At 68.6% G+C, this 25509-nt stretch carries 15 protein-coding genes; 6 read left to right on the plus strand and 9 right to left on the minus strand.

Annotated elements, in window-relative coordinates:
- Positions 1 to 12: 12 nt before the first annotated feature.
- Positions 13 to 537 (minus strand): YbaB/EbfC family nucleoid-associated protein, encoded by a 525-nt coding sequence (locus AOM45_RS04395; protein ID WP_236703120.1) that lies wholly within the window; start codon positions 535 to 537, stop codon positions 13 to 15.
- A 202-nt stretch (positions 538 to 739) separates the two neighbouring features.
- Here AOM45_RS04395 and AOM45_RS04400 point away from each other — a divergent pair, with 202 nt between their 5' ends.
- Positions 740 to 2038 (plus strand): jacalin-like lectin, encoded by a 1299-nt coding sequence (locus AOM45_RS04400; protein ID WP_030472377.1) that lies wholly within the window; start codon positions 740 to 742, stop codon positions 2036 to 2038.
- Here the strand turns inward: AOM45_RS04400 and AOM45_RS04405 are convergent.
- Complete coding sequence (locus AOM45_RS04405) at positions 2035 to 2649, minus strand: hypothetical protein (protein ID WP_051784528.1); 615 nt, start codon at positions 2647 to 2649, stop codon at positions 2035 to 2037. The genes AOM45_RS04400 and AOM45_RS04405 overlap by 4 nt on opposite strands.
- Positions 2650 to 2696: 47 nt before the next feature.
- Between AOM45_RS04405 and AOM45_RS04410 the strand changes: the two genes are divergently transcribed.
- The gene (locus AOM45_RS04410; protein ID WP_201779886.1) at positions 2697 to 3356 is read left to right on the plus strand and encodes a TetR/AcrR family transcriptional regulator; all 660 of its coding nucleotides are present in this window, start codon (positions 2697 to 2699) and stop codon (positions 3354 to 3356) included.
- A gap of 7 nt (positions 3357 to 3363) precedes the next feature.
- Here the strand turns inward: AOM45_RS04410 and AOM45_RS04415 are convergent, their stop codons facing one another.
- Complete coding sequence (locus tag AOM45_RS04415; RefSeq protein ID WP_030472380.1) at positions 3364 to 4878, minus strand: discoidin domain-containing protein; 1515 nt, start codon at positions 4876 to 4878, stop codon at positions 3364 to 3366.
- Positions 4879 to 5026: 148 nt separating this feature from the next.
- Between AOM45_RS04415 and AOM45_RS04420 the strand changes: the two genes are divergently transcribed.
- Positions 5027 to 6478 (plus strand): family 43 glycosylhydrolase, encoded by a 1452-nt coding sequence (locus tag AOM45_RS04420; RefSeq protein WP_030472381.1) that lies wholly within the window; start codon positions 5027 to 5029, stop codon positions 6476 to 6478.
- A gap of 51 nt (positions 6479 to 6529) precedes the next feature.
- Here the strand turns inward: AOM45_RS04420 and AOM45_RS04425 are convergent, their stop codons facing one another.
- Positions 6530 to 7537, minus strand: a complete 1008-nt coding sequence (locus AOM45_RS04425; RefSeq protein WP_030472382.1) for a LacI family DNA-binding transcriptional regulator — start codon at positions 7535 to 7537, stop codon at positions 6530 to 6532.
- 253 nt (positions 7538 to 7790) lie between these two features.
- Between AOM45_RS04425 and AOM45_RS04430 the strand changes: the two genes are divergently transcribed.
- On the plus strand, positions 7791 to 10025 hold the full coding sequence (locus tag AOM45_RS04430) for a rhamnogalacturonan lyase (RefSeq protein WP_236703123.1): 2235 nt from the start codon (positions 7791 to 7793) through the stop codon (positions 10023 to 10025).
- A gap of 11 nt (positions 10026 to 10036) precedes the next feature.
- Positions 10037 to 11032, plus strand: coding sequence for an SGNH/GDSL hydrolase family protein (locus AOM45_RS04435; protein ID WP_030472384.1), 996 nt, complete (start codon positions 10037 to 10039; stop codon positions 11030 to 11032).
- Between the two features lie 21 nt (positions 11033 to 11053).
- Here AOM45_RS04435 and AOM45_RS04440 read toward each other — a convergent pair whose 3' ends face one another.
- The 5 genes from AOM45_RS04440 to AOM45_RS04460 form a co-directional block, all read right to left on the minus strand.
- Positions 11054 to 12208 (minus strand): right-handed parallel beta-helix repeat-containing protein, encoded by a 1155-nt coding sequence (locus AOM45_RS04440; RefSeq protein WP_081902646.1) that lies wholly within the window; start codon positions 12206 to 12208, stop codon positions 11054 to 11056.
- Between the two features lie 212 nt (positions 12209 to 12420).
- Positions 12421 to 14184: a rhamnogalacturonan lyase gene (locus AOM45_RS04445; RefSeq protein WP_030472386.1), complete on the minus strand. Its 1764-nt coding sequence runs from the start codon at positions 14182 to 14184 to the stop codon at positions 12421 to 12423.
- Between the two features lie 167 nt (positions 14185 to 14351).
- Entirely contained in the window at positions 14352 to 17030 is a 2679-nt protein-coding gene (locus AOM45_RS04450) for a cellulose binding domain-containing protein (protein WP_030472387.1), read from the minus strand.
- A 181-nt stretch (positions 17031 to 17211) separates the two neighbouring features.
- On the minus strand, positions 17212 to 20052 hold the full coding sequence (locus AOM45_RS04455; protein WP_051784529.1) for a glycoside hydrolase: 2841 nt from the start codon (positions 20050 to 20052) through the stop codon (positions 17212 to 17214).
- A gap of 1 nt (position 20053) precedes the next feature.
- Positions 20054 to 21466, minus strand: coding sequence for a BNR repeat-containing protein (locus tag AOM45_RS04460; RefSeq protein ID WP_030472389.1), 1413 nt, complete (start codon positions 21464 to 21466; stop codon positions 20054 to 20056).
- Positions 21467 to 21707: 241 nt separating this feature from the next.
- Between AOM45_RS04460 and AOM45_RS04465 the strand changes: the two genes are divergently transcribed.
- The gene (locus AOM45_RS04465) at positions 21708 to 25373 is read left to right on the plus strand and encodes a glycoside hydrolase family 2 TIM barrel-domain containing protein (RefSeq protein ID WP_236703125.1); all 3666 of its coding nucleotides are present in this window, start codon (positions 21708 to 21710) and stop codon (positions 25371 to 25373) included.
- Positions 25374 to 25509 lie beyond the last annotated feature (136 nt).

Consider the following 25509-nt stretch of genomic DNA (forward strand, 5'->3'; position numbering starts at 1 on the left):
GCAGTTCTCCCGTCACCACGGCTGGTTGTCGTCGTCGTCTTCGTCGTCCGCTCGTCGAGGCGCACGGGCCTGACGCGGCTCGGAAGCCGCAGCTGCGGCAGGCGCGGCAGGCGCGGAGGCCGGTGCGTCGTCCTCCTCGATCCGTTCGACGGCGTGCTCCTCCTCCGGCTCCTCGCCGAACTCCTCCTCGACGACGTCGGTGATCATCGCCATCGCCTGCGTGCCCTCACCGATCGGCCGGAACGCCTCGATCACCTGCGTCGCCGCGTTCTTCTGCGCCTGCCGCGCGGTCTCGAGGATCAGCGCCGTCAGCCGGGGCGCGCCGAGCTCGACCGCCCGGTGGCCCAGCTGGAGGTTCATCAGACCGCCGTTGGGTCCGACGGTGACCTTGACCGCGCCGTCCTTGCTGGACGCGGTCCCGGAGACGCCCGCGAGGTTCTCCTGCACCTCGGCGTTCTTCCGTTGCAACTCGGCCGCCCGGGTTTTGAAGTCGTTGACCCACGCGTACGGATCCAAGGCAGCCTCCAATAGCGACACCAGTGCACTGTGGAGTGCACTTGATCTCGCCAACGGCGGACCAACGTCACGCCAACGCGAGCCGTCGAGACGAAGCCGGGCTCGAATTCGACGTCGAATTCGACGTGAGCCGTCGGACGACCCCTTTGTGAGCGATCACAAGTCCTGGATCATCGTGCCGCGTTCCCGTGTTGCGAACGCTCCAACCCCTGCGAGGAGCACCATGCGACGATCCACCCTGCTCGTCATCCCCGCCGTTTTGGCGTCGCTCGTGACGCCGGCGGCCCACGCGGCGACCGGCGGCACCTTCGAGGTGCTGACCTACAACGTGGCGGGCCTGCCGGACGGCCTCTCGTCCGGCGACCCCGCCGTGAACACCCCGCTGATCAGCCCGCGCCTGGCGCCCTACCAGATCATCAACGTCCAGGAGGACTTCAACTACCACGCGGCCCTGTACGCGGGTGACAACCACGCGTACCGCACGCCGACGAGCGGCGGTGTGCCGTTCGGCAGCGGCCTGAACACGCTGTCCCACCTGCCCTACAGCGATCTCGAACGCACGAAGTGGTCGTCCTGCAACGGCACGGACTGCCTGACGCCCAAGGGATTCACCTACAAGCGGATCAGGCTGGCCGACGGCGTGCACGTCGACCTCTACAACCTGCACCCCAACGCCGGCACGGAGAACGCCGACCTCGCCGCGCGCCGCTCGAACATCAGCCAGCTGTCCCGCTTCATCGCCGCGAACTCGGCCGGCAACGCGGTCATCGTCATGGGCGACACCAACACCCGCTACACCCGCGCCGAGGACAACATCCGCGAGCTCGTCACCACCAACGGCCTGACCGACGCGTGGGTGCAGCTCGAACGCGGCGGCCAGGCTCCGGCGGCGGGTGCTCCCGCGGTGCTGTGCGACCCGGCGGCGCTCACCGACGCGTGCGAGGTGGTCGACAAGATCCTCTACCGGGGCAACCGGCAGATCACGCTGACCGCGCGGGACTACCGCAACGACAACGCGGCTTTCGTTGACGCGCAGGGCAAGCCGCTGTCGGACCACTACCCGGTCGCGACGAGGTTCGACTGGTCCGCCGACGACAACATCAGGCTCAGCGCCGAGTCGGGCGGCCCGCACGGCACGCCGTTCACCGACCTCGCCGCGGTCGACCTGGGTGCGGTGCGCACGCTCACCCTGCGCGGCGGCAGCAGGCTCGACCAGGTGTCCTTCACGCTGGCCAACGGCAGGACGTTCACCCACGGCGGCAACGGCGGCACGGCGACGAGCCTCACCCTCGAACCGGGCGAGCACTTCGTGTCCGCGAAGTTCAGCCAGGGCCAGTACAACGGCCACACGCGGGTCTTTTCGGCGTCGTTCACCACGAACCGCGGGCGCACGCTCTCCGCGGGCCAGCAGACCGGCGAGACGATCACCGCGACCGCACCGGCCGGGTGGCGCCTCGCGGGCTTCACCGGCCGGTCGGGTGACGAGGTCGACCGGCTCGGCGCGATCTTCGTGCCCGCCTAGGACCCAGCCGAGGGAACGAGCACACCGCTCGGGCGCGGACGCAGCGAACGCACGCCGACCATCACCAGCCAAGCACTCCACAGCAGGTAACCGGCGAAGTTCACGACGTCCGCGCCCGGCACGTGCAGCGGTGTCAGCACACCGCTAGCGATCATCACGGCGGACGGCCAGCCGAGCCACGGCGCGATGCCGAGGGCACGCACGACAGCCACCGTCCACGCCGCGGTGAACAGGTAGCCGAGCGTTTCGCCGATCACGACGCCCAGCACGAGGTTCAGCGTGTCGAACGTCGCCGGATCGGTCACGTGCGGCACCAGCAACGGCCATCTGAGCAGGCCGACGACCTGCACCACCGCCGCCGTGACGCCGAGCCAGGCGGTGCGCCGGTGCAGGAGCAACGCGAGCGGCGCGAGCAGGGCGGCACTGAACGCCAGCAGGGCGAACTCGCTGCCGATCACCCCCGCGTTCGCCTGGAACCGGGCCATCGCGTCCGGCTCCAGCAGGATGTCCGGGTAGTCGAAGGAGGCGCTGAGCAGCGCAAAAGACGCGTTCGCGGCGACAACGGCCGTGAACGCCAGAGCAGCGATCGATCTCTGTACAGTGTCCAGCATTCCCTGAGTCTGTACGCTGTACAGAGATCGAGTCAAGGGGTGTGCCCGTGAAACCTGGTCCCAAGCGGTCGCTGTCCGAGGAGGCGATCGTCGGTGCCGCGCTGAAGCTGCTCGGCGAACGCGGTGGCGACGCCGTGTCGATGCGGAGCATCGCGGGCGAGGTCGGGGTCGCGCCGAACGCGATCTACACCTACTTCCCGGACAAGGCGGCGGTGCTGCGCGCCGTCGTCGACCGGCTCGTCGGCGAGCAGAGCCTCGACGTGTTCGCTGATCGCACCGTGCCGTGGCGCCGGCGGATCCAGGAGGTCGCGCTCGGGCTGCGGGCACGGCTGCTCGACCACCCCGGCGCGACGCGGCTGCTGCTCGGCGCGCCGATGGACGGGCCGAAGGCGCTGGAGTTCGGGGAACGACTGCTCGACGTGCTCGCCGAGGCGGGACTGTCCGAAGAGGACGCGGCACGGGCGTCCTACACGCTGATCGTGTACCTGCTGGGGTCGATCGCGCTGGAGGCGGCGGAGCTCGACCCGGCGAAACCCGCTCCCCCGGAGGAGGAACGGGTCGCCGAGCGGCGCAAGGGCTTCGAAGCCGTTCCCGCACAGGCGTTTCCGCGCACCGCCGCGAGCGCGGACGTGATGGCCGCCTACATCTCGACCGATCAGTTCCTGTGGGGACTGGAGAGACTGGTGGACGGGCTGGTCCGCGGCTAGCCGCGGATCAGTGCTCCAACAGCGAAACGCTGGTGCGGTAACCGGAGTCGCCGACGTACGGCACCGGACGCCCGATCCCGATGGTCACGTTCACGTCCTTCCCCGTGATGTCACCGGTCGGGAAGTAGCGGCTCGGGATCAACCCTCCGGGGCACCAGCTGCGCGGGTTGCTGGTGGTGTTGTTGCGGAAGATCCCCGGGTTGCCGTCCGGGCTGTACTGCTCCAGGCTCGCGCAGTCCACCGCCGTCGAGAACGACCCGACCCTGGTTCCGTTCACCGACACGGTGACCGTGGTGTTCGAGTACTCCTCGCCGCCCGCCGCCGAGCCGTAACCCGCGATCACCAGCGCGATGTCGCCGCGGTTGCCGGAGGCCGTGTGCCTCACCGGGCCCGCGGTGATCGAGTTCGTGGTCTCCCGGACGCCTGAGATCATCCCGGTGACGTCGTGGTCCCGCGCGGTCAGTTCGACGCTCGACACCAACGACATCGAGTACCTGAAGCCGATCGCCCTGAACTCCGGAGTCACCTCGGGGTGCGAGTCGCAGGGGTCGCCGCGGTACGGGTTGGAGCCGCCGCCGATGCCGAGGTACACGTCCTTGCCGGGGTCGGCCAGCGCGCCGGCGTACGGGCCGAGGTCGGCGTCCGGGAACGTGTAGTTCGCCTTGACGCCGCGCCAGTAGTTGCTGAACGGCGTGATGAAGTCCTGCAGGGTCACCCTGGGCGTGGTCGCGGTCGGTGTGGTGCCCTTCGGGACGGCGACGTAGAACACCGTGCCGATCCGGTCGTAGTTGTCGCACTGCGCGTGATAGCTCACCCGCACCCGCAGGTCGTCACCGATCAGCGCCTTCTCCGCGTCGGTCAGCTTCCTGGCGAACTCCGTGCCGCGGTTCCACATCAGCACCCCCGCGGGCGGGGTGTAGCCGACCGGGTCCTCGCTGGTGTAGATGCCGAACTGCGGGATGCGGTCGAACACGGTGATCACTCCGCCGCCGGGAGTGCCGCTGCTGGTGCCGTACACCTCGAACTCGTAGATCCGCGCGGCCTGGTCGGTGCTCTGGGTCGGCGTGGTGACGAGGAGCTTGGCGTAGCGGGCGTTCGTGGCGGTGATCGGATGCGTCGTCGTGTCGGCGGTGTTGTTGGTGACGGTCACCGCGGTGGTCCAGGTGGTGCCGTCGGCGGACAGCTGAACGCTGAACGCCTTGGTGTTGTAGACGGCCGGCTCACCACCGGCACCGGCGTGCCTGACGGTGAAACCGGTGACCGACGCGGGCACACCGAGGTCGACCTGGAGGTACTTGGTGGAGGCCGTCGAGCACCACTTGTCGCTGTTGCCACCGGAAACGCTGCCGTTGACGGCCTTCTCCGGCCCTTCGGTGCCCGCGCAGGCGGCGGAGCCCGTCGCCGGTCTGTTGAGCGCGAGGTTGGTGTCGGCCGCGGTCGCGACCGGCGGGACAGCGGTCAGGGACAGGGTGAGCACGCCCAACGACACGATCGTCCGGAGTGCCTTCAGCTGAACTGTCATGCGGCCCGATGCTGCCGAGCGGTTTCCGGCTCGTGGTAGACCCGATCGGCTGCCGAAATCCACACACGTATGTGAACGCTCACCGCACGTTCGACACGGCGTTCGACAAAGCTTGTCAGTCAAGAAAACGTTGGGTTACGGTTCGCCGATGGCGTCCGTTGTTAGCGATAACAAGCTTGGCCGAGTCGCAGCGCTGGTGCTGGCCGCGGTGATCTGCGTCGTCGGCCTCCCGGTACCGAGCGCCACCGCTTCCCCGGCGGTGCGGTACACGAACCCGATCGCCGAACGGCGTGCCGATCCGCACATCTTCAAGCACACGGACGGCTTCTACTACTTCACCGCGACGGTTCCGGAGTACGACCGGATCGTCCTGCGCCGCGCGACCACGATCCAGGGACTCTCCTCGGCGCCGGAGACCGTGATCTGGCGCAAGCACTCGAGCGGTGAGATGGCCGCGCACATCTGGGCGCCGGAGATCCACTTCATCAACGGCAAGTGGTACGTGTACTTCGCCGCCGGGCGCAGCGACGACATCTGGCGCATCCGGATGTACGTGCTGGAGAGCTCGAGTGCCAACCCGGTGACCGGGACGTGGACCGAACGCGGCCGCATCACCACGCCGTGGGACACCTTCTCGCTGGACGCCTCGACGTTCGTGAACAACGGCGTGCGCTACCTGCTTTGGGCCCAGCAGGAACCGGGCATCTCGACGAACTCGAACGTCTACATCGCCCGCATGGGCGCGAACCCCTGGACGATCACCGGCACGGTCACCCGGCTGACGGTGCCGACCCTGGCCTGGGAGACCCGCGGATACAAGGTGGCCGAAGGGCCGACGGTGTTGCAGCGCAACGGAAAGATCTTCCTGACGTACTCGGCCAGCGCCACCGACGCGAACTACTGCCTCGGCCTGCTGACCGCCTCGGCGTCGGCGGACCTGCTCAACGCCGCGTCGTGGACCAAGAGCCCCAACCCGGTGTTCACCACCAACGACGCCACCGGCCAGTACGGCCCCGGCCACAACTCGTTCACGGTGTCCGAGGACGGCCAAAGCGACGTCATGGTCTACCACGACCGCAACTACCGCGACATCAACGGTGATCCGCTCAACGACCCGAACCGGCGCACGCGCGTACAGAAGGTCTACTACAAGGCCGACGGCACACCGGACTTCGGCATCCCGGTCGCCGACGGCCCCGTGCCGGTCCGGCTCAAGGCCTACAACACCACCAGCTTCGTGCGGCACTGGGAGTACCGGGCGAAGCTGGAGGCGAACGTGTCGCCGCTCGCCGACTCCCAGTTCAAGCTCGTCCCGGGCCTGACGGGCTCGGACACGGTGTCGCTGGAGTCGACGAACTTCCCCGGCTACTACCTGCGTCACCGCAACAACGAGCTCTGGGTCGAGCGCAACGACGGCAGCGCGTTGTTCCGCAACGACGCGAGCTTCACCCAGCGCGCGGGGCTCGCCGCGAGCTCGGCGGTGTCGTTCGAGTCGGTCAACTTCCCCGGCCTCTACGTGCGCAACAGCAACGGGCTGATCAACCTGCAGGCGGTGAGCGACGCGCAGGGCCGCGCGGACGCGACGTTCGTGCTGGAGTAAGTGCCATCAGGCCCGACCCTGTCAGGCCCGGTGCCATCAGGCCCGGCCCTGTCAGGCCCGGCGCAGTCGGGGCGCGGTGCTCGCGCGCCCCGACAGCTTCGGCGGCAGCAGCGTCAGCGGTGCCGTGGGATGCCCGTTCAGCCGCGCCACCAGCAGTTCCGTCGCCTGCCGCCCCAGCTCCTCCGCCGGCAGCTGCACCGACGTGAGCTGCATCTGCTCCGCCAGTTCGTCCGGGCAGATCGCCACCACGGCCACGTCGTCGGGAACCCTGCGCCCCAACGCGCGCAGGCTTCCCGCGATCCAGCCGAGCGCGGCCTCGTTGTGCACGACGAGCGCCGTCATGGCCGGTTGGGTGCGCAGCAACGAACGCACGGACGCCAGCACGGACTCGTAGTCGTCCTCCGCGGGCATCGCCGTCGACGCGATGCCCCGTCGCATGGCCGCGGCGCCGAACCCCGCCATCGTGCGTTGCGCGTAGCCGGTGTTGCGCTGGTACACGACGCTCGGGGCGCCGAGGAACCCGATGTAGCGGTGGCCGAGGTCCGCCAGGTGGTCGACGCATCGCGCTCCGGCGGCTTCGAAGTCGAGGTCGACGCAGGTGAGTCCCTTGGCCGCCGCCGGGCGTCCGATGAGGACGGACGGCTGTGCCATCTGCCGCAGCAACGGCACGCGCTCGTCGTCCAGTTCGACGTCCATCACCAGGAAACCGTCGACCTGGGCGCTGCCGGCCACCCGGCGCAGGCCTTGCGCACCCTGGTCCGCCGTCACGAGCAGCACGTCCATGTCGTACCGGCGAGCCGTGGTGACCGCCGCCGTCACGAACCGCATCAACACCGGCAGGTGCACGCCGGGACGCAGCGGCAGCACCAGCGCCACCACGTTCGCTCTGCTGCTGGCGAGGGCTCGCGCACCGGCGTGCGGGTGGTAGCCCAGCAGCCGGATGCTCTCCCTGACCTTGGTGCGGGTCTGCGGTGAGATCGACCGCTTGCCCGTGAGCACGTAGGAGACGGTGCTCGGCGCTACGCCGGCATGCCTCGCCACATCCGCGATGGTGACCACGTCGGCACCTCCGTGTGTTGAAGCGTTTCGACAACATTACGAGCGGAGTACGACCTCCGCTCACCCCCGATGGTGGGAACGTGCACATTGACGGTTGACAGTCTGGGAAACGTGCCCGGTTCGACTTGTTCGACAGTGTTCGCGTCGAACACAGCGCTCGATTCGACGGTTCGACTGGAAAACGCTTTCCACATTGTGTGCCAACGCATTCAGACGCTTGCGCCGCGTGCTGAGACGGGTCATCGTAGCCGCCGTGGACCTGCGAAGAAGCGTTGTGCTCCCGCTGACGGTCACCGCCGTCCTCACCGGGCAGCTGCCCGCTTCCGCGCACCCGTCGTCCGGCGAGCACCTCGACCGCGGGCTCGTGGCGGCCACCGCGGGCGATGGCGTGCACCTGAGCTGGCGCCTGCTCGGCCGGGAGGCCACCGGCGCGACGGCCACCGGGCTCGCGGGACCCGGATTCGCGGTCTACCGCAACGGAAAACGCATCGCGACCGTCACCGACAGCACCACCTACCTCGACACCGGCGCGGAACCCGGTGCGCGGTACCAGGTCGCACCCGTGCGGCGCGGCATCCCGTTGGGGCGGAGCAGGTCCGTCACCGCCTGGGCGTCGTCGTACCACGACCTGCCGCTGCGCAAGCCCGCGGACGGCGTGACGCCCGCCGGTGAGCGCTACACCTACTCGGCCAACGACGTCAGCGTCGGCGACGTGGACGGCGACGGGCAGTACGAGTACGTCGTCAAGTGGGATCCCAGCAACTCCAAGGACGTGTCGCAGGTCGGCTACACCGGACCGGTGTACCTCGACACGTACCGGCTCGACGGCACCTTCCTGCACCGCATCGACCTCGGCGTGAACATCCGCGCGGGCGCGCACTACACCCAGTTCCTCGTCTACGACTTCGACGGCGACGGGCACGCTGAGCTGATGACGAAGACCGCGCCGGGCACCCGTGACGGCCGCGGCCGGTACATCACCATGCCGCGCGAGGACGTCCGCGCCGGGTACCGCAACACCGACGACTACAGGCTCAGCCCCGAGGGGTTCCGCACCCACCTCATCGAGGTGTTCCGCGGCTGGGACAAGCATCCCGAGGTGGTCGCGGGCCGGTGGCCCGCGACGCTGGAGCAGGCGTTCGGCATCGAACCGCGCTACTCGTACCCGTTGTCCACAGAGGACGCCACGGCGCTGGTGGACCACTTCATCGACGTCTACGCGCCTTCCCGCAGCGCGAACAACAAGCTGCGCCAGTTCGCCGGGTTCGTCGTCGACGGCCCTGAGTACCTGACGGTGTTCGACGGCGCGACGGGACGCGAGCTGCAGACGGTCCGGTACGAACCCGGTCGCACCGACGACGGGCTCATGTGGGGCGACTACGCCATGCCCCGCATCGAACCGGGCAACCGCGTCGACAGGTTCCTGTCCGGAGTCGCCTACCTGGACGGCGAACGTCCGTCCGCGATCTTCGCCCGCGGCTACTACACGCGCTCCACCGTCGCGACCTACGACTGGGACGGCAGACGGCTGAAGAAGCGCTGGCTCGTCGACAGCGGCTGGGTGCCGATGACGAACCCGTTCCGCGACACCCCGCACGGCCGCGACGGCACCAGTCCCAGCCACGCCAAGCTCACCACGCAGGGGTCCCACTCGTTGAGCGTCGCCGACGTGGACGGCGACGGCAGGCAAGAGATCATCTACGGTGGAGCGACGCTCGACGACGACGGTTCGCTCGAGTACAGCTCGGTCGGCGTGCTGCCACCCGGCAGCGTCGATCCGGGAGCCGCGGTTCGGGTCGGTCACGGTGATGCCCTGCACGTCACCGACATCGACCCGAACCGCCCCGGACTCGAGATCTACATGGTCCACGAGGGTGCCCGGTACGCGCCGTACGGCTACGCCCTGCGGGACGCGCGCACCGGCGAGACGATCTACGGCGCGTACTCCGGCATGGACACCGGCCGCGGCATGGTCGGCGACGTCCGCCCGGACGTGCGCGGTCTCGAGACGTGGGCGTCCATGCCGAACGGCTCGGACTCCGCCGGCATCTGGAGCGCGGACGGCCACCAGCTCGAAAACCGTTCCCCCGGAACGAACATGAGCATCCGCTGGGCGGGCGACCTGACCACGCAGATCGTGAACGGCGCCCAGGACGTCACGCCCACCGTCGACGACTGGCGGCGCGGCACGCTGCTCACCGCCACCGGCACCCGCGCCAACAACGGCACCAAGGGAAACCCCTCGCTCGTGGCTGATGTCTTCGGTGACTGGCGCGAGGAGCTGGTCATGCGCACGCAGGACAGCTCGGCGTTGCGCTTCTACCTCAGCACCGAACCGACGAACCACAAGATGTACACGCTCATGCACGACCGCCAGTACCGCGTCGAGGTCGCCCGCCAGCAGACCACCTACAACCAGCCGTCGTACCCGAGCTTCTACTTCGCCTCGGACGTCGACTGGTCGCGCGTCCCCCTGCCCTCGCGCTGAAAGGTGTCACCGTGAAACTCCTGGTCGCAGCAACGGTTCTCGTCAGCAGCGTCGTGATCACACCGGCGGCCTCCGCGGCGAGCGCGCCCAACGACCCGAACGTGAGGTACTTCGGCCGCTGGAACACGAGCTCGTCGAGCGCCTACGTGTCCGAGTGGGCGGGCGCCTACCTCGTCGTCGGCTTCACCGGACGCACCGTGAAGCTCAAGCAGCGCCGCACGATCGACTTCTTCGTCAGCATCGACGGCGGCCCGGACGTGGCGTACAAGAACGTGAGCGGCACGGTCAACCTCACGCCGGCCCCGCTGGCCGCGGGCAACCACACCCTGCGCGTCTCCTACCGCCCGATCGCGGGCTCGTACAAGGGCGACGCGGTGTACCAGGGCATCGAGATCGACAGCGGCGCCCGCACCTTCGCCCCGGCCGTGCCGTCGAAGATCATCGAGTTCGTCGGCGACTCCATCACCGTGGGTCAGCAGTCGTCGAAGCAGGCACTCACGGCCTACGGCTGGTTGACCGGCGAGAAGCTCAGGACCGGCCACACCCAGATCGCGGTGGGCGGCGCCTGCCTGCATCCGGCGGCCGACGGCTGCCTGAGCATGCGCGAGGGCTTCCTGCGCACCGGCCTCAACCTGGACGCGCCCGCCTGGAACTTCGGCCGGTACCAGGCGAACGCCGTCGTGATCAACCTCGGCACGAACGACGTCGGCCACAGCGTCACCAAGGACCAGTTCCGCACCTCCTACGTCACGCTGCTGCGGCGCGCGCGGGAGAAGTACCCGACGGCGGCGATCTTCGCGCTCGGCACGTTCCGCAAGCGGTACCTGCCGGAGACGCAGGCGGCGGTGCAGACGCTGGTCGACGGTGGTGACCGCAACGTCCAGTTCGTCGACACCACGGGCTGGATCGACGAGGCCGCGGACACCACCGACAACGTGCATCCCAACGACCAGGGGCACCGCAAGATCGCCGACCGGCTGGCTCCGATCGTCGGCGCGAAGATCTGAGCGACCACCCCCGCAACCGCGCTAGAGACTGACCAGCTTGCCGCCCAGCGTCACGCGCAGCTTGCCGTCCGAGGCGAACGACCAGCCCAGCGCGCCGGTGAAGCCGGAGCAGCGGGAACCGTTGGTGCCCAGCCAGAACTGGTTGGTGCTGTCCGCGTTGCCGGCGGTCTTGTCGTTGGAGCCCTTGCTGCTGCGGCACGACGTGTTGCCACGGAACACGGAGCTGCCCGTGTCGAACGAGAAGTTGCGCTCGTCGTTGTCGATGCTCAGGTTGTTCGACACCGTCATCGCGCCGGGGTTGCGGTTGTAGGTGAAACCGTGCTTGCCGTTGTCGAACGCGATGGTGCGCCGGACGACGTGCGGCACGGCGATGTCCTCGCCGCCGAGCTTGAAGCCGTTGCGGTCGCCGTTGCCGGCCTGGCCGCCGTTGCTCAGCGTGCCGTTCTTGTACGCCAGGGAGTCCTCGATGGTCACCGGGCCGATCGCGCCGGTGTCCGACTTGGTGTAGAGGTCCCAGCCGTCGTCGATGTTGTTGTGCGACACGGCGTACCGGAAGACGTTGCCGGGGCCGACGGTCAGCTTCGCGGCGAACCCGTCCGCGTCCTCGCCGTCGGAGTCGCGGTTGTCGTGCGACTCGGCACTGAGGACGAGGTTGTTGGCGGGCCACTGGTTCTTCGGCGTGTCGGACGCGATCCGGGACAGCTGCAGGCCGGTGTCGCGGTTGTACCTGGTGATCGTGCGCTCGATGACGTTGTTGCTGCCGCCTACGAAGATGCCGTTGTCGCCGGCCCGTTCGACGATGAGACCGTAGACGTGCCAGTACGAACCGTTGACCGCCAGCCCTCGGTTCGCCGGGTCTTCGGTCTGTGCCGAGAAGTTCAGCACCGGCTTCTCGGACTGGTAGGCGGTCAGCTTCTTGCGCGCGCTCGCCGTGCCGTTGTTCGTCGGCGGGATCGTGACGGTCTTGGCAATGCTGTACGTGCCGCCGCGCACGTAGATCGTGCCACCCGCGGCGATCCGGTTGATCGCCGACGTCAGCGTGGTCGGGTCCGAGATCGTGCCGGTCGCACCGTCACGACCGGCGGGCGACACGTACAGGACGCTGTCGGCTGCGGAGGCCGGTAACGGCAGCGCCAGGACCACGGCCAAAGCCGCGCCGAAGTACTTTGATTTCATCAGGATTCTCCCGAGACGCGAATTGCAGGGTTTCGCTCCCGAGCAAGCTAACTCACCTTCTTTCGGCGACGCAATGAAAGACACGAAGATTCACAACGGTGAACAGAGTGCAATTCACAAATATAAAACGCCGAAAACACCGTGGACATGCCGAATTCGCGGACGGGCAGACCCGTCCGCGAATCTCGGTGTTCAGTTGTCCCGCGAAACGATCAGGGCGAGGCGAAGCTCGGGTGCGGCGGCTGGTTGTAGGCGGTGTTCTGCCACGCCACCGCCTCCCGGTACTGCCGGTCCTCCATCAGCGAGGGCCGCCGGATCGTCGTCGGCTCGGTCGTGGAGTAGATCCGCAGCGCCCGGCTGTCCGAGGTGCGCCAGATGACCTCCTCGCGCCAGTCGCCGAGGATGTCGGCCTGCAACGCCGGCGTGGACTTGGTGCCGTTGTTGGAGGCCACGCCCGAACCGGTGAGCAGCCGCGTGTCGCCGTTGGGGCCGTACTTGTCGATCGTGGTGCCGTTGAGCAGCTCGCGCTGCGCGTCGCCGTCCCACCAGATCACGAAGTTGATCGAGCCCGGCTTGCGTGCCGCGACCTGGGCTCCGGTGGTCGCCGACCGCAGCCCGCCGACCGACGCCGACCACGCCTCCGCACCGGGGTTGCCCGCCCAGATGTCCGCGGCGACCGCCCGGCCGTTGTCGCAGCCGCACGTCGGCGCGCTCCACAGGATCTGACCCGTGCGCGCGTCACCCATCCAGTGCGCGACCTCGTTGGTGTGCTCGGACGACTTGAAGACCTCGAGCCCTGGCCTGGACGGGATGAAGTCGCCGACGTGCAGCGCGTCGCCGTGGTGGGTGTTGTTCTGCCACAGGCCGCGGCCGTTGTCGTCGATCGCCATCGAGCCGTAGATGATCTCGTCACGGCCGTCGCCGTCCACGTCAGCCACCGACAGCTGGTGGTTTCCCTTGCCCTCCCAGGCCGACCGGTTCGACTGCGCCGCCGAGTCGAACGTCCAGCGCTGGGTGAGCTGCCCGCCGCGGAAGTCCCACGCCGAGATCACACTGCGGGTGTAGTAGCCGCGCGCCATGACGATGCTCGGCCGCGACCCGTCCAGGTAGGCCGTGCCCGCGAGGAAGCGATCGACGCGGTTGCCGTAGCTGTCGCCCCACGACGAGACGTTTCCCCTTGGTGGCACGTAGTTCTCGGTGTCGAGCACCGCGCCGTCCGTGCCGCGGAACACCGACAGGAACTCGGGCCCGGCCAGGACGTAGCCGTCCGCGTTGCGGTGGTCGGCGTTCGCGTTGCCGATCACCTGCCCGGTGCCCGACCGGGTGCCGTCCGCGGTCTTCACGGCGATCTCGGCCCTGCCGTCGCCGTCGTAGTCGAAGACCTGGAACTGCGTGTAGTGCGCGCCGGCGCGGATATTGCGTCCGAGGTCGATGCGCCACAACCGCGTGCCGCTGAGCTTGTACGCGTCCAGGTACACGTTGCCCGTGCGGCCGGCCTGCGAGTTGTCCTTGGCGTCCGCGGGATCCCACTTGAGGACGACCTCGTACTCGCCGTCGCCGTCCAGGTCACCGACCGACGCGTCGTTCGCCACGTAGCCGGATCCCGGGCTCTGGATCGGCACGTCCCTGCTGGTCGCCAGAGTGCCGACGGACCGCGTGGCCGCCGATTCCACGCCTCCCCCGCTCACCTGACGCACCGAGTAGGACGCGGTCGCGGGCGCTCCCGCGTCGAGGTAGCTCGTCGCCGTCGTCACCGGCGCGCGGTTGACCTTCACCCCGTCGCGGTAGACGTTGAACGCCACGTCCGCGGCGTCGGAGCCGAGCAGCCGCCACGAGACGAAGTTGCCGTCGCCGTGGACCGACCGGATGCTGACGAGCCCGCGATCCGGCCCTGTTCCGACCGCGAGCGCGGGAACACCGCCCGCGACGAGGATCGCGGCGAGCGCTGTCCCGAGCGCTCGCGTGATCTTTTTCATGGCCCTCGCCCTTCTACGAAATTGAAACGTTTCATCACGAGGAACATTAGCGTCGAATAAATCGAACACAACGCGATCGGACCTTCGACCGAATTCGACGACGAAAACGGGTCAGGACCGCTGTGAACGTGCACAGCGGTCCTGACCCGCGGTTGGGCGATCCTGGATCACGGCATCGCGCACGGCCGATCGTTGAGCGTGAACGACACCGGTTTGGTGTTCGTGCCCGTCCAGCTCGCGGTGAACCCGAAGCCGACGGTCCCGTTCGGTGCGATGTCCTTGTTGTAGCCCTGGTCGGTGACCGTCACCGCCACACCGGTCTGGGTGTGCTTCCCGTTCCACAGCTGGGTGATCACCTGGCCGTTGGCGAACGTCCACTTGAGAGTCCAGCCGCTGATGGCCGTCGATCCGGTGTTGGTGATGTCGACGCCGCCCTGGAATCCGCCCTGCCACTGGTGCGGCACGGTGTACTTGACCGCGCACCCCGTCCCCGGCGGCGGACCCGTCGTGGTCGTGGTCGTCGTCGTAGTAGTCGTGGTTGTGGTGGTCGTCGTCGTTGTGATGGGCGGAGTTCCGGTCATCTCACCGAGCACGACACCGCGGCCGTTGGTGCCGAGGTAGACGCGGCCGTACACCCGCGGGTCACCGGTGATCGCGTCCCCGATGTTGCCGTACTGGTGGCGGTCGTCGTTGATCCGCACCCAGCTCGCGCCGGTGTCGTCCGACCGGAAAACGCCCTTCACCCCAACGGTTTCGCCGATCAGGTACAGCGCGGGATAGGTGCGTCCGGCCCCGGCCTTGCCGAAGCCGATGTTCAGCGAGCTCGCCACCCCGGAGACCTTCGCGAAGCTCGCGCCGGAGTCCGTGGAGCGCCACAGCCCGCCCGTGCCGGTGAGCCAGACATCGCCTTCCCTGCCCGCCACGGCCTTGAACCGCGCCGAGTCCGGCAGCCCGCTCGCGGCCGTGGCGGTGAACGTCGCGCCACCGTTGGTGCTCACGTAGAACTTCCCGGCGGAGAACCCGTAGAACTTCATCGGGTTCACCCGGTCCGACTCCACGACCGCGCCCGCCGGGATGCCCGTCGAGGCCGTCCAGGAGTTGCCGAAGCCGACGGAGTAGTGCACAGCGGCGCCTGTGGGACTCCAGACGAACCTGCTGCCGTTCGCCGCCGCGGCCACCGTGCCGCCACCGGTCACACCGCCGGGTTCCTGGCCCTGGAACCAGTTCGCGCCGCCGTCGGTCGAGAACGCCACGCGGTTGTCGTTGGGCCTGCTCGACTTGTCGAAGTCACCGACCCGCACCATCGTCGCGGGGGTCAGCTCGGCGAAGTCCAGGCTGCGCGTGGTGGTGAAGTAGGGCTGGGTGAACATCCTGGCGGGCACCGCGTCCAGCCGGTCGTGCCGGAAGCCGCCGATGTCGCCGAGCGCGCTGATCAACGGCGCTCCCGACGGCGGGCTGATCAGGTCGTTCACCGCGGTCTCCTCGAGCCCGGCGGCCATCGGCCTGATCGTGAACTGGGTGCCGCGGTCCCACGCCGTGAGGTCGGTGGTGCCGTAGATCGTCGCGCCCGTGCCGTACATCATCCGGTCGGAGTTGAACGGGTCGATCTCCACCGACTCGGTCATCCAGCCCAGCTTCGGGGACACCTCCGGCGGTGCGGGGTTCGCGCCGAGGTCGAGCCACGGCGAGGCGCTGATGTCCATCTTGTAGCGGAAGCTGCGGTTCGGATAGCTGGTCCAGTCCCAGATCCGCGTCCAGGTGGCGCCGTAGTCGGTGCTGCGGAAGAACGTCACGTCCGGCCACCACGCGATCTGCGTGGCGACGATGAGCGTGCCGGGCTTCTTGCGGTCGACGGTCAGGCCGCTGTAGCCGAACGTGTTGTCGGCGCTGGTCGACGGCACCGGGCTGATCCGCGTCCACGCGCCGGTCGCGGTGTTGAGCTTCCAGACGTCACCTTTGCCGCCGTCGTAGGGACCGCCGGTGTCGCTGGTGGCGAGGTAGAGCGTGTCGCCCTGGAGAACTCCCTTGTGCGGCAGGAAACCCGTCGGCTGCCCGGCCACCCGTTCCCACGTCGTGCCGCCGTTCGTGCTGCGGTAGACGTTGTTCTCCTTGTCCGCGACACCCACGTAGATGGTCTGCGTCGCCGAGCCGGCCGATCCGGTGCGCGGGTCGAACGTCACCCACAGCACGCCCTGGTTGTCGGTGAGATAACCGTTGGGGTCGTTGGGGTCCTGGACGTAGTTGCCCGCGTTCGGGAACGCCGTGACCTTGTTCCAGGTCGCGCCGAAGTCCGTGCTGCGCCACAGGCCCTTGCCGCTGGGCGCGCCGAAGTACAGCACGCTGTTGCGGTTCGGGTCGATCGCGAGCCGCTCCCCCATGCCCCGGCCGGGCATGTTGCCGCCGAGCTTGAACGGCAGTGGCGTGGCCTGCCAGGTGGTGCCGCGGTCGGACGAGCGCAGGATCGCGCCGTTGTTGGGGTCCCAGCTGTTGGTGTACATGCCGGCGGCGACGTACACGCGGTTCGGGTCGACGGCATCGGTCGCGAGGCTCGCGACCCCGTTGAGGCCCCAGTTGTCGAGTCCGACGTGGTCGAGCAGCGGGATCCACCTGTTCGTCTGCGGGTTCAACCGGTACGCGCCACCGATGTCGGTGCGCGCGTACACCAGGTTCGGTTCGCTCTGGTTGAACACGATTCCGGGGACGAACCCGCCGCCCGCTATTTCGACGTTGCCCCACGAGTAGGTCTCGGCCGCGGCCGCGGAACGGTCCGCGCCCGCCGCGTGTACCACCACGACGAGCGCGGCCGTCGTCACCGCCGCCAGTGCGCCTGCGAGAGCTCTCCGCATCGAGAAATCCCTTCTCGGCTATTTTCGCGAAGTGTCCGGCGGCGCTCTCCTCAGTTCAATCAGCACTGACATTTTCGAGTCGATTCGACCGCTGTTCGTGGTCGAATTACACTTCCGGGTGAGCCACGCGGGGAGCTTTCGTACGCTCCTGCCGTACGGGAGGGCCCCGCGTGCGGCCAGATCAGGGGCTGGGGGCTTTGGCGAACACCTCGATCTCACCGAGGGTGAGGTAGCCGGACGGACGGGCGTTCAGCACGACCCTGGCTGCGGTCGCGGGAGGTGAGGGGTTCAGCACCACGTCCGTCACCAGGCCGGTGACCTCGACCTCGCCGCTCGCGTCGGCCCAGGTGCCGTCGGCCGTGCGCACCTGAACCTTGAGGCTCTTGGCGATTCCACCGTCACCGTCGCGGTAGGAATGCACCGCGACCCGCGTGAGATCCCGTGCCTTCTGGAAGGTGAACGTGATCGTGTCGGACGGATTCTTCGTGCCGGACCTCCAGTTCGACCACGCTTTCTCCTCTGTGACGCCGTTGCGCAGGCGGTCCGCGGAGTAGCCGGACTCGGTGTACGTCGCCGCGACCGTCGCGTCCGGTGCCGCGTTCACCTCGACGGGTTCGGTGACCTCGACGACGGCCGTGGCGGCGACGGTGCTGCCGTCGACGACCTGGGCACGTCCGTTCACCGTGACCGTGCCGACGTGGTCGAACACCGCCGCGTCCCACGTGACGGGGAGCTCGGCCTTGCCGCCACGCCTGCCGATTCCCGTGACGGTGACCGGAAGTTCCGGCCGTCCGCCGACGTAGGTCCTCGCACGGGCGGGCAGGGTCGAGGCGATCGTGTCGACGGTGACCACGGCCAGCGCGGAGTGCTTGCGCCCCAGCACGTCCGTCGCCGTGCCGTGCACCCGCACGGTGCCGGGGCGTTCCCACATCAGGTCCGGCGGAACGTTCCACACCACCGGCAGAGCGCCTCGCGGCCCGTCCGGGTGCACCGGTGTCACGGTCTGCGGCAGCACCGGCCGCAGCTTCGGCACCGTGAACACGGCGGCGTCCTGGGTCCGCAGCACGGTTTCGTCGACCGGGGTCCACCGCTGGCTCGCACCCGAGGTCGGGGTCTTCGCGGCCACGGTCTCGCCGGCCGCCTCGATCAGCGTGCCGGTGGCGGCGTTGACGAACGTCCAGGTGCCCTCACCGGTCGTGGACATGATCCACTGCGCGGCGGTGTCCCCGGACTGCAGGACGACGGCCTCACCCGACGCGGCCAGCCGGGTACCGGTCACCGCGTTGACGATCTCGTAGCGCTCCCGGTTCCCGTTGCCGTGGCCCAGCTTCCGCACCGACCACAGCTGTCGCGCGCTGGTGGTGTCGGTGGTGCGCAGGACGGCCTTCGACCAGTCGTCGGACGGCGTGATCGACTTGCCGCCCGCACCGATCCGGTACACGTGACCGGGCTGGACGAGCGCGGCGTCGCCGGACACCCCGGCCACGCCGTCGACGAGGAACGTGGTGACGGACTTCGCCGGAACCGCGAGCGTCGCGGCCTTTCCTGTGACTGGTATGGGCTTGCCGCGTACGAGGGCACCGGCCGCGTTCGTGACGACGGGTGTCACCTTCGCCAGCGGTGACACGAGACCGAACCGGGAGAGGTCGAGGGTCACCGTGCGTTCGGTGTTGCCGTTGTTCACGTGCACCACGGTCGCGTCCAGGCCGAACCGCTTCACCGCGGCGACGCTGGACGGATCGTCGGTCTTGACGAACCTGTCCCCCGGCCGGACGAAGTGGGTGAAGTTGCGGATGGTGTTGAACTTCGAGTTCGTCCTGATCGGGCAGGTCTCCAGGGTGTCGGAAGCCGTGCAGTCGAACGGGACGTGGACGCTGCCCCAGTTCTTGCCCGCGGCCTGCTGCGGGATCGAGTCCTCGATCGGCTGCCAGAACACCCAGGCCGACGGTTCGAGCTCGCGGATGTCCTCGAGCATCCGGGTGGCGATGCCCAGACCGGGTTCCATGCCGGTGTAGTCGGTGGTGCCGTTGCCCCAGGTGCCCTCGACCTCGCTCATGTAGAGCTTCTCGCCGGCGCCCTTGGCGATGTCGCGCACGCTGGTGCGCTGGCCCGTGCCGTAGGTGTGCACGTTGAGCTGGTCGATCACGTCCCGCGCCGGGCCGTAGCCGTTCCAGTTGCGCACGAACGTGCCCGGGTTGGTTTCGTCCATTGCGGACACTTTCACGCGCGACCGGAGCTGGTCGAGCGCACGTCGCGTGGCGAGCAGAACCTCCTGCTGCAGCTCGGGTCCGGCGTGCGCGCCCTCCTGACGTCCACCGGTCGGCTGGCCGTCCGGGCCGAGCTGCGTGCCCCAGTAGTTCGTGTTGGGCTCGTTCAGCGGCGCCAGCGTGTCGAACTTGATGCCGTGCGAGCGTTCGATGTGCTGCGTGACGCGCGCCAGGTAGGTGGCGAAGTCGTCGACGCGGTCCCGGCGGATCTGGTCGGTGTTCGCGTCGAAACCGCCGGAGACGTACCCGCTGACGGTCTGGAACCACGGGGGCGAGTTGCTGAACGCCTCCCACTTCGTGACCTTGCGCTTGACCTGGTCGATCCACCAGCGCTGGTTGGCGTCGGCGTCGAGGTTCCAGTGGCCGGGGTTGTCCGCGCGCCACCAGTCCACGTCGGTGCGCGTCGTGCCGGGAGGGGCTTTCCAGAAGCCCTCCATCGTCGCGCCCCTCTTCATGTAGTCCTGGCGGACGTCGGGCGCGTTGCCACCGCCGATGTTGTACCGCGCGATGTTCAGGCGCAGGCCGTCGTCACCGAACAGCAGGTCGACGAGCTTGCGGCGGATCGGCTCGGGATAGCCGCCGGTCGCGTTGGCGAACCAGACCAGGCTCGTTCCCCAGCCCTCGAACTCCGGCTGCTGGTAGGACGGGTCGATGCGGACCGTGATCCCGTTCTGCGGCAACGGTTCCGCGGCCGCCGCGGCCGGGACGGTGAGACCGGCCGCGACGAGAGCGGCGGCGAGCAGGAGTCTCGCCACGTCAGGCCCCCAGCCGGAAGTCGGCGACGCGGATCGGGGACGGCGTGGTGCCGCTGGACGTCTGCTGGTACTGCACCGACAGAATCCCCAGCGACGCGACACGGGACGTGTCGACGTTGACCTCACCGAACGCCTGCAGCGACGGGCGGTCGAACACCGTCGTCCAGTCGGTCCAGCCGCTCGCCTTGCTCGCCGCCACGATCCTGCCGCGCGGCATCACCAGGTACGCGTTGTCGTTGCGGTCGAGCACGATCTTGGTGCGTTGCGTGTGGTTCGGCGCGATCGGAACCTCCATCTTGGTCCACTTGCCGTCCGCACCGCGGAAGACGTGGAACGTGCGGCCGTACTGGGCGCGCTGCTGCGCGTAGTTCGACACGCACTGGGTGAACCGGCCCGGCACGTAGCTGATCACCACGTGCGGGCGGCCGTCGGCGTCCACGGCCTGGCTCTCCTGGTTCATCAGGCCGTGGTTCGGGTCGAGCGGGTCGACCACCAGGCCGGGCGAGTTGACGGTCACGGGGCTGGACCCCGTCGTGCCCACCGCGGTGCCGGCACCGTTGCGCCACGTCCGCCCGCGGTCGTCGCTGTAGACGTAGCCGGTGTCGTGGTTGGTCAGCCCGCCGGAGTTGCACAGCACGCCCGTGTTGCCCTCACGCCAGGTGAAAGCGGCGTGCAGCCGTCCACTCCGGTCGTAGTTCAGGCCGTGCAGGTACATGTTGCGGGTGTTCGACACGACGCCGTTCGGCCCGGTGTACGACCCGGTCGCGGACGACCAGCCACCGAGTTTGCTCCACGTGCCGCCGGAGTACTCGGCCAGCTCGTTGACGCCGTTGCCCGAACCACCGGTGCGGTAGCTGAACTGCAGCCTGCCCTCAGGCGTCACGACGAACTGCGGGTACGTCATCGACCCCAGCTCGACGCCGCCCAGCGTCCGCCCGACCGCGCCGAAGGACTCCGCGGTCCACGGCTGCGCGCCGATCGCGAGGCCCGGCTTGGAGCGGAAGTAGAACAACCGCGTGTTGTGCGTGTCCATCGCGACGTGGATCGTGTTGTCCTGCGGGGAGATCCCGATGGAGATCACGTTGTGCGAGTCGTCGACGCTGAGCTGGTGCGGCAGGACCACGGTCTCCCACCGCGTGCTGCCGAGGCTCCGGCGCGCGATCACGGCGTTGCGGCTCCCGGTGTACCACGTGGCGTACTGACGCCCCATGTACGTCACGATCGCGTCCTGCTGGAACGAGTTGTTGTTCACCACCCCGTCGTACGAGACGAAGTACAGCGCCGACGGATCGAGCAGCGTGTCGCCCACGAGGCTGACGGTCGGTGCCGCCAGGGGTGCCGCGTTTCCGGGCACTGCCACCGACGCCAGCAGCACCGCGGCCGCCAGCACGACCGGCGCTGTTCTGCGTTTCATCTTGCACGTCCTCTTCGTCGAGGGGGCCTGCTGATCGGCAGCGTGCAGTCGAACAAAATCGAACGCAAGACAGTCGTCGTTCGATAACACCGCTCGAACCTGTGAAGGGCGTGGACCTCGCGGCCCCTTGTCGCGTTCGACCGCAATCTGTTCACTTGTGTTCATTTCTGTCTGAACATGGAGGTTCAGCGTGCGGCGCGCGATTGTTCTTGCAACAGTCATGTTGGTTGCGGCAGGTTCGATGACCCCGATCGCCGCCGCCGTCGATCCTCCGCCTGACGTGCACACCTATCTCGAAGATCCGCGCAAGATCGCCGAGGGACAGGAGCCGCACCACGCGTTGCTGCTCCCCCAGGCCGACGTCGCCGGGGCCGTGCGCGGGGACGAGCGCACGCCGTTCACGCAGACGCTCGACGGCAAGTGGCGGATCTCCATGGCGGACAAGCCCGCCGACGTTCCGGCCCGGTTCTACGCCAACGACTACGACACGTCCGGCTGGCGCACGGTCACCGTGCCGCACACCTGGCAGACCGACGGCCTGGACCACCCGATCTTCCGCAACATCGCCACCGAGGTGCAGCCGGACGACCCGCCCCGCGTCCCCCGCGACGTCAACCCGACCGGCGCGTACGTCCGCGACTTCGACGTGCCGGCCAGCTGGACGAAGCGCGAGACGTTCCTGCGCTTCGAAGGCGTCACGTCGGGCTACTTCGTGTGGGTCAACGGGAAGTACGTCGGTTACGACCAGGGCGGCTACACCCCGGCCGAGTTCGACATCTCCTCCGCGCTGCGGCCCGGCCGCAACAAGGTCGCCGTGCAGGTCCACCGCTGGAGCGCCGGTTCCTACCTGGAGGACTACGACCAGTGGCGCTACAGCGGGATCTTCCGCTCGGTGTCGCTGTACTCGACGCCCGCCACGTACATCCAGGACGTCACGCTCAAGACCGATCTGGACGCCACCTACACCGACGCGACGCTCACCGCGGACGTCGAGCTCGGCCACAAGCCCGGCGGCACCACCGGCACGCACAAGGTCACCGCCAGCCTGCGTGACGCCAAGGGTACCGAGGTCGCTTCGGCCGGCCAGGACACCGACGGCAGCACGGCCCGGATCACGGTGCCGGTGCGCAACCCCGCCAAGTGGACCGACGAGACGCCGAACATCTACACCGTCGTGCTGACGCTCACCGCGCCCGACGGCAAGGTCACGCACATCACCAGTGACACCACCGGCTTCCGCAAGATCGAGATCAAGAACAAGACGCTGCTCGTCAACGGCAAGCGCGTGCTGTTCAAGGGCGTCAACCGCGCCGAGACCGACCCCGAGCACGGCCGGCACGTGCCGCGCAAGGCCCAGGAACGCGACGTGGCGTTGCTGGAGCAGCTCAACGTCAACGCCGTCCGCACCTCGCACTACCCGAGCGACCCGTACTTCTACGACCTCGCCGACAAGGCCGGCATCTGGATCGACGACGAGGTCGACATCGAGACCCACAACCACGAGAACTGCTCGCGGTGGTGCCAGGCCAACCAGCCGGAGTGGCGCGACACGTTCATGGACCGCATGATCGGCATGGTCGAGCGGGACAAGAACCACCCGAGCGTCTTCCTGTGGGACACGGGCAACGAGGCCGGGCTCGGCGCGCACCACTACGAGATGGCCAAGTGGGTCAAGGCCGCCGACCCGTCACGGCCGATCTACCACCAGTCGAACAACCCCGACGGTGACGCGCCGTTCGCCGACGTGTGGGGCCCGCGCTACCCGTCGCCGGAACGGTTCGCCGAGCAGGCGAAGAGCACGACCAAGCCGTTGATCTTCGGCGAGTACGCGCACGCGATGGGCAACAGCCTGGGCAACTTCCGGGAGTTCTGGGAGATCATCCGCGCCAACCCGCAGACCCAGGGCGGCTTCATCTGGGACTGGGCCGAGCAGAACATCAAGCAGAAGACCCGCATCGCGCCCGACACGTCCGGCAACAACATCACCGCGATGCTCGCCGGGGCGCCGAAGCTCGTCGACGGCCACCGCGGCAAGGCGTTGTCGTTGTCCGGCCTGGACGACTGGGTCGAGGTCTACCGCGACCGCAAGCTCGACATCACCGGCACGGCGCTGACGCTCGACGCGTGGGTCAAGCCGGGCAGGTGGACCGGCCAGTTCCCGATCATCGCCAAGGGCGACCACCAGTGGACGCTCAAGATGAAGAACGAGACGACACTCGAGTTCTTCATCCACAGCGGCACCTGGCGGGCCGTGCAGGCGAAGGTGCCGGCCGACTTCTACGGCAAGTGGCACCGGGTGAGCGGCACCTACGACGGCACCGCGCTGCGGCTCTACCTCGACGGCGCCGAGGTCGGCACGCTGCCGTTCACGGGCACGATCGACTACTCGGCGGCGGACGTGAACATCGGCCGCGACTTCGAGATGTCGTGGAACGACCCGTCCACGGTCGGCCTGCTGTCCCGCGGTGACGTCGACGACGTGCGGATCTACGACCGGGCGCTGTCTGCGACCGAGCTCAACGCCGCCACTCCGGTGGGCGGTGCCGTGCTGGCGCTGGACTTCGACAGCGTGCAGGAACGCGGCACGCACTTCGCCTACGGCTCGACGCTGTCCGGTGTGGACGGTCTGGTCAACACCGACCGCACGCCGCAGCCGGAGACGCTGCAGATGGCGTGGGCGCACCAGCCGATCCGGTTCGCCTACTCCGGCGGCGCGCTGTCGGTGACCAACGAACGGCAGTTCACCGGCACCGACGACCTCACGCTGCGGTGGCGGGTCACCGAGGGCTCGCGGACGGTCAAGAGCGGCGAACGGCCGTTGCGGGTCGCGGCCGCCACGACCGCGCCGATCTCGTTGCCGGTGCCGGTCAACGACGCCGACCGCGAACGGTTCCTGACCGTCGAGACGGTCCAGCACGGCGGGCACGTGCTCGCCCACGACCAGTTCCCGCTGGGCGGCAGCCGGGTGCCGGGCCTCGACAAGGCACCGCTCGACTGGCTCGTCGTGTTCACCCACGAGGACGCGAACAAGGTCACCGCGTCCGCCGCCGGTACGACCTACACGGTCGACAAGAAGTCCGGTGTGCTCACCTCCATCAAATCGTGGGGCAGGGAGCTGCTCGCCAGCGGCCCGAAGCTCGACGCGTGGCGCGCGCCGATCAGCAACGAGACGTACACGTGGGGCCGTGCCGAAGGCGAGGACTGGCGCAAGGCGGGCCTCGACCGGCTGGAGACCACCGTGGCCGGCGTGCGGGTCGAGAAGGACGGTCTCAAGACGACCCGGATCGTCGTGGACAGCAAGGTCGCCGCGCCCGGCGTGACCGGGGCGTGGTTCGACCAGACGATGGTGTACTCGGTGGACTCGACCGGTGTGCTGCGGCTCGGCCACCGGGTGACGCCGCAGGGTTCGATGCGGACACTGCCCTACCTGCCGCGCATCGGCGTCCAGCTGTCGGTTCCGGACCGGTACTCGGAGTTCACCTGGTACGGCCGGAAGGCGGAGAGCTACGTCGACCGCAAGGACGGCACGCCGATCGGGGTGCACTCGAGCTCGGTGGCCGACCAGTACGTCGAGTACCACCGTCCGCAGGACCACGGCAACCACACCGACACCCGGTGGGCGCTGCTCACCGACGGCCGCACGTCCGGCCTGCTGGTGTCGGGCGCTCGCGAGGTCAGCGTGATGCAGTACGACGACCTCGAGCGGGCCGCGTACCCGTTCATGTTGCAGCGCAACAAGGGGTACTTCACCCTGCACGCCGACCACGCCGTGACCGGTGTCGGTGACACGCCGAACCCGGTGCGGCAGCGCAGCCAGGTCCGTCCCGACTCCACCTACGAGTACACGCTCACGCTGCGGCCGCTGACGTCGCAGGAGGCCTGGTCGGGTAAACCGGCGGGTGCCTGATGGGAAGGGGTGGCCCCGGATCTCCGGGGTCACCCCTTTTTCGCGCGCGGCGTCCGTCCGATGTGGACTTCGCGGGTTTCACACGAACGGACAAGTGAACACGAAGTGCTCGCCGCGTTTCTCATCTTTCCACCGT

It is taken from the genome of Lentzea aerocolonigenes (genome assembly GCF_000974445.1).
Lineage (GTDB): Bacteria > Actinomycetota > Actinomycetes > Mycobacteriales > Pseudonocardiaceae > Lentzea > Lentzea aerocolonigenes.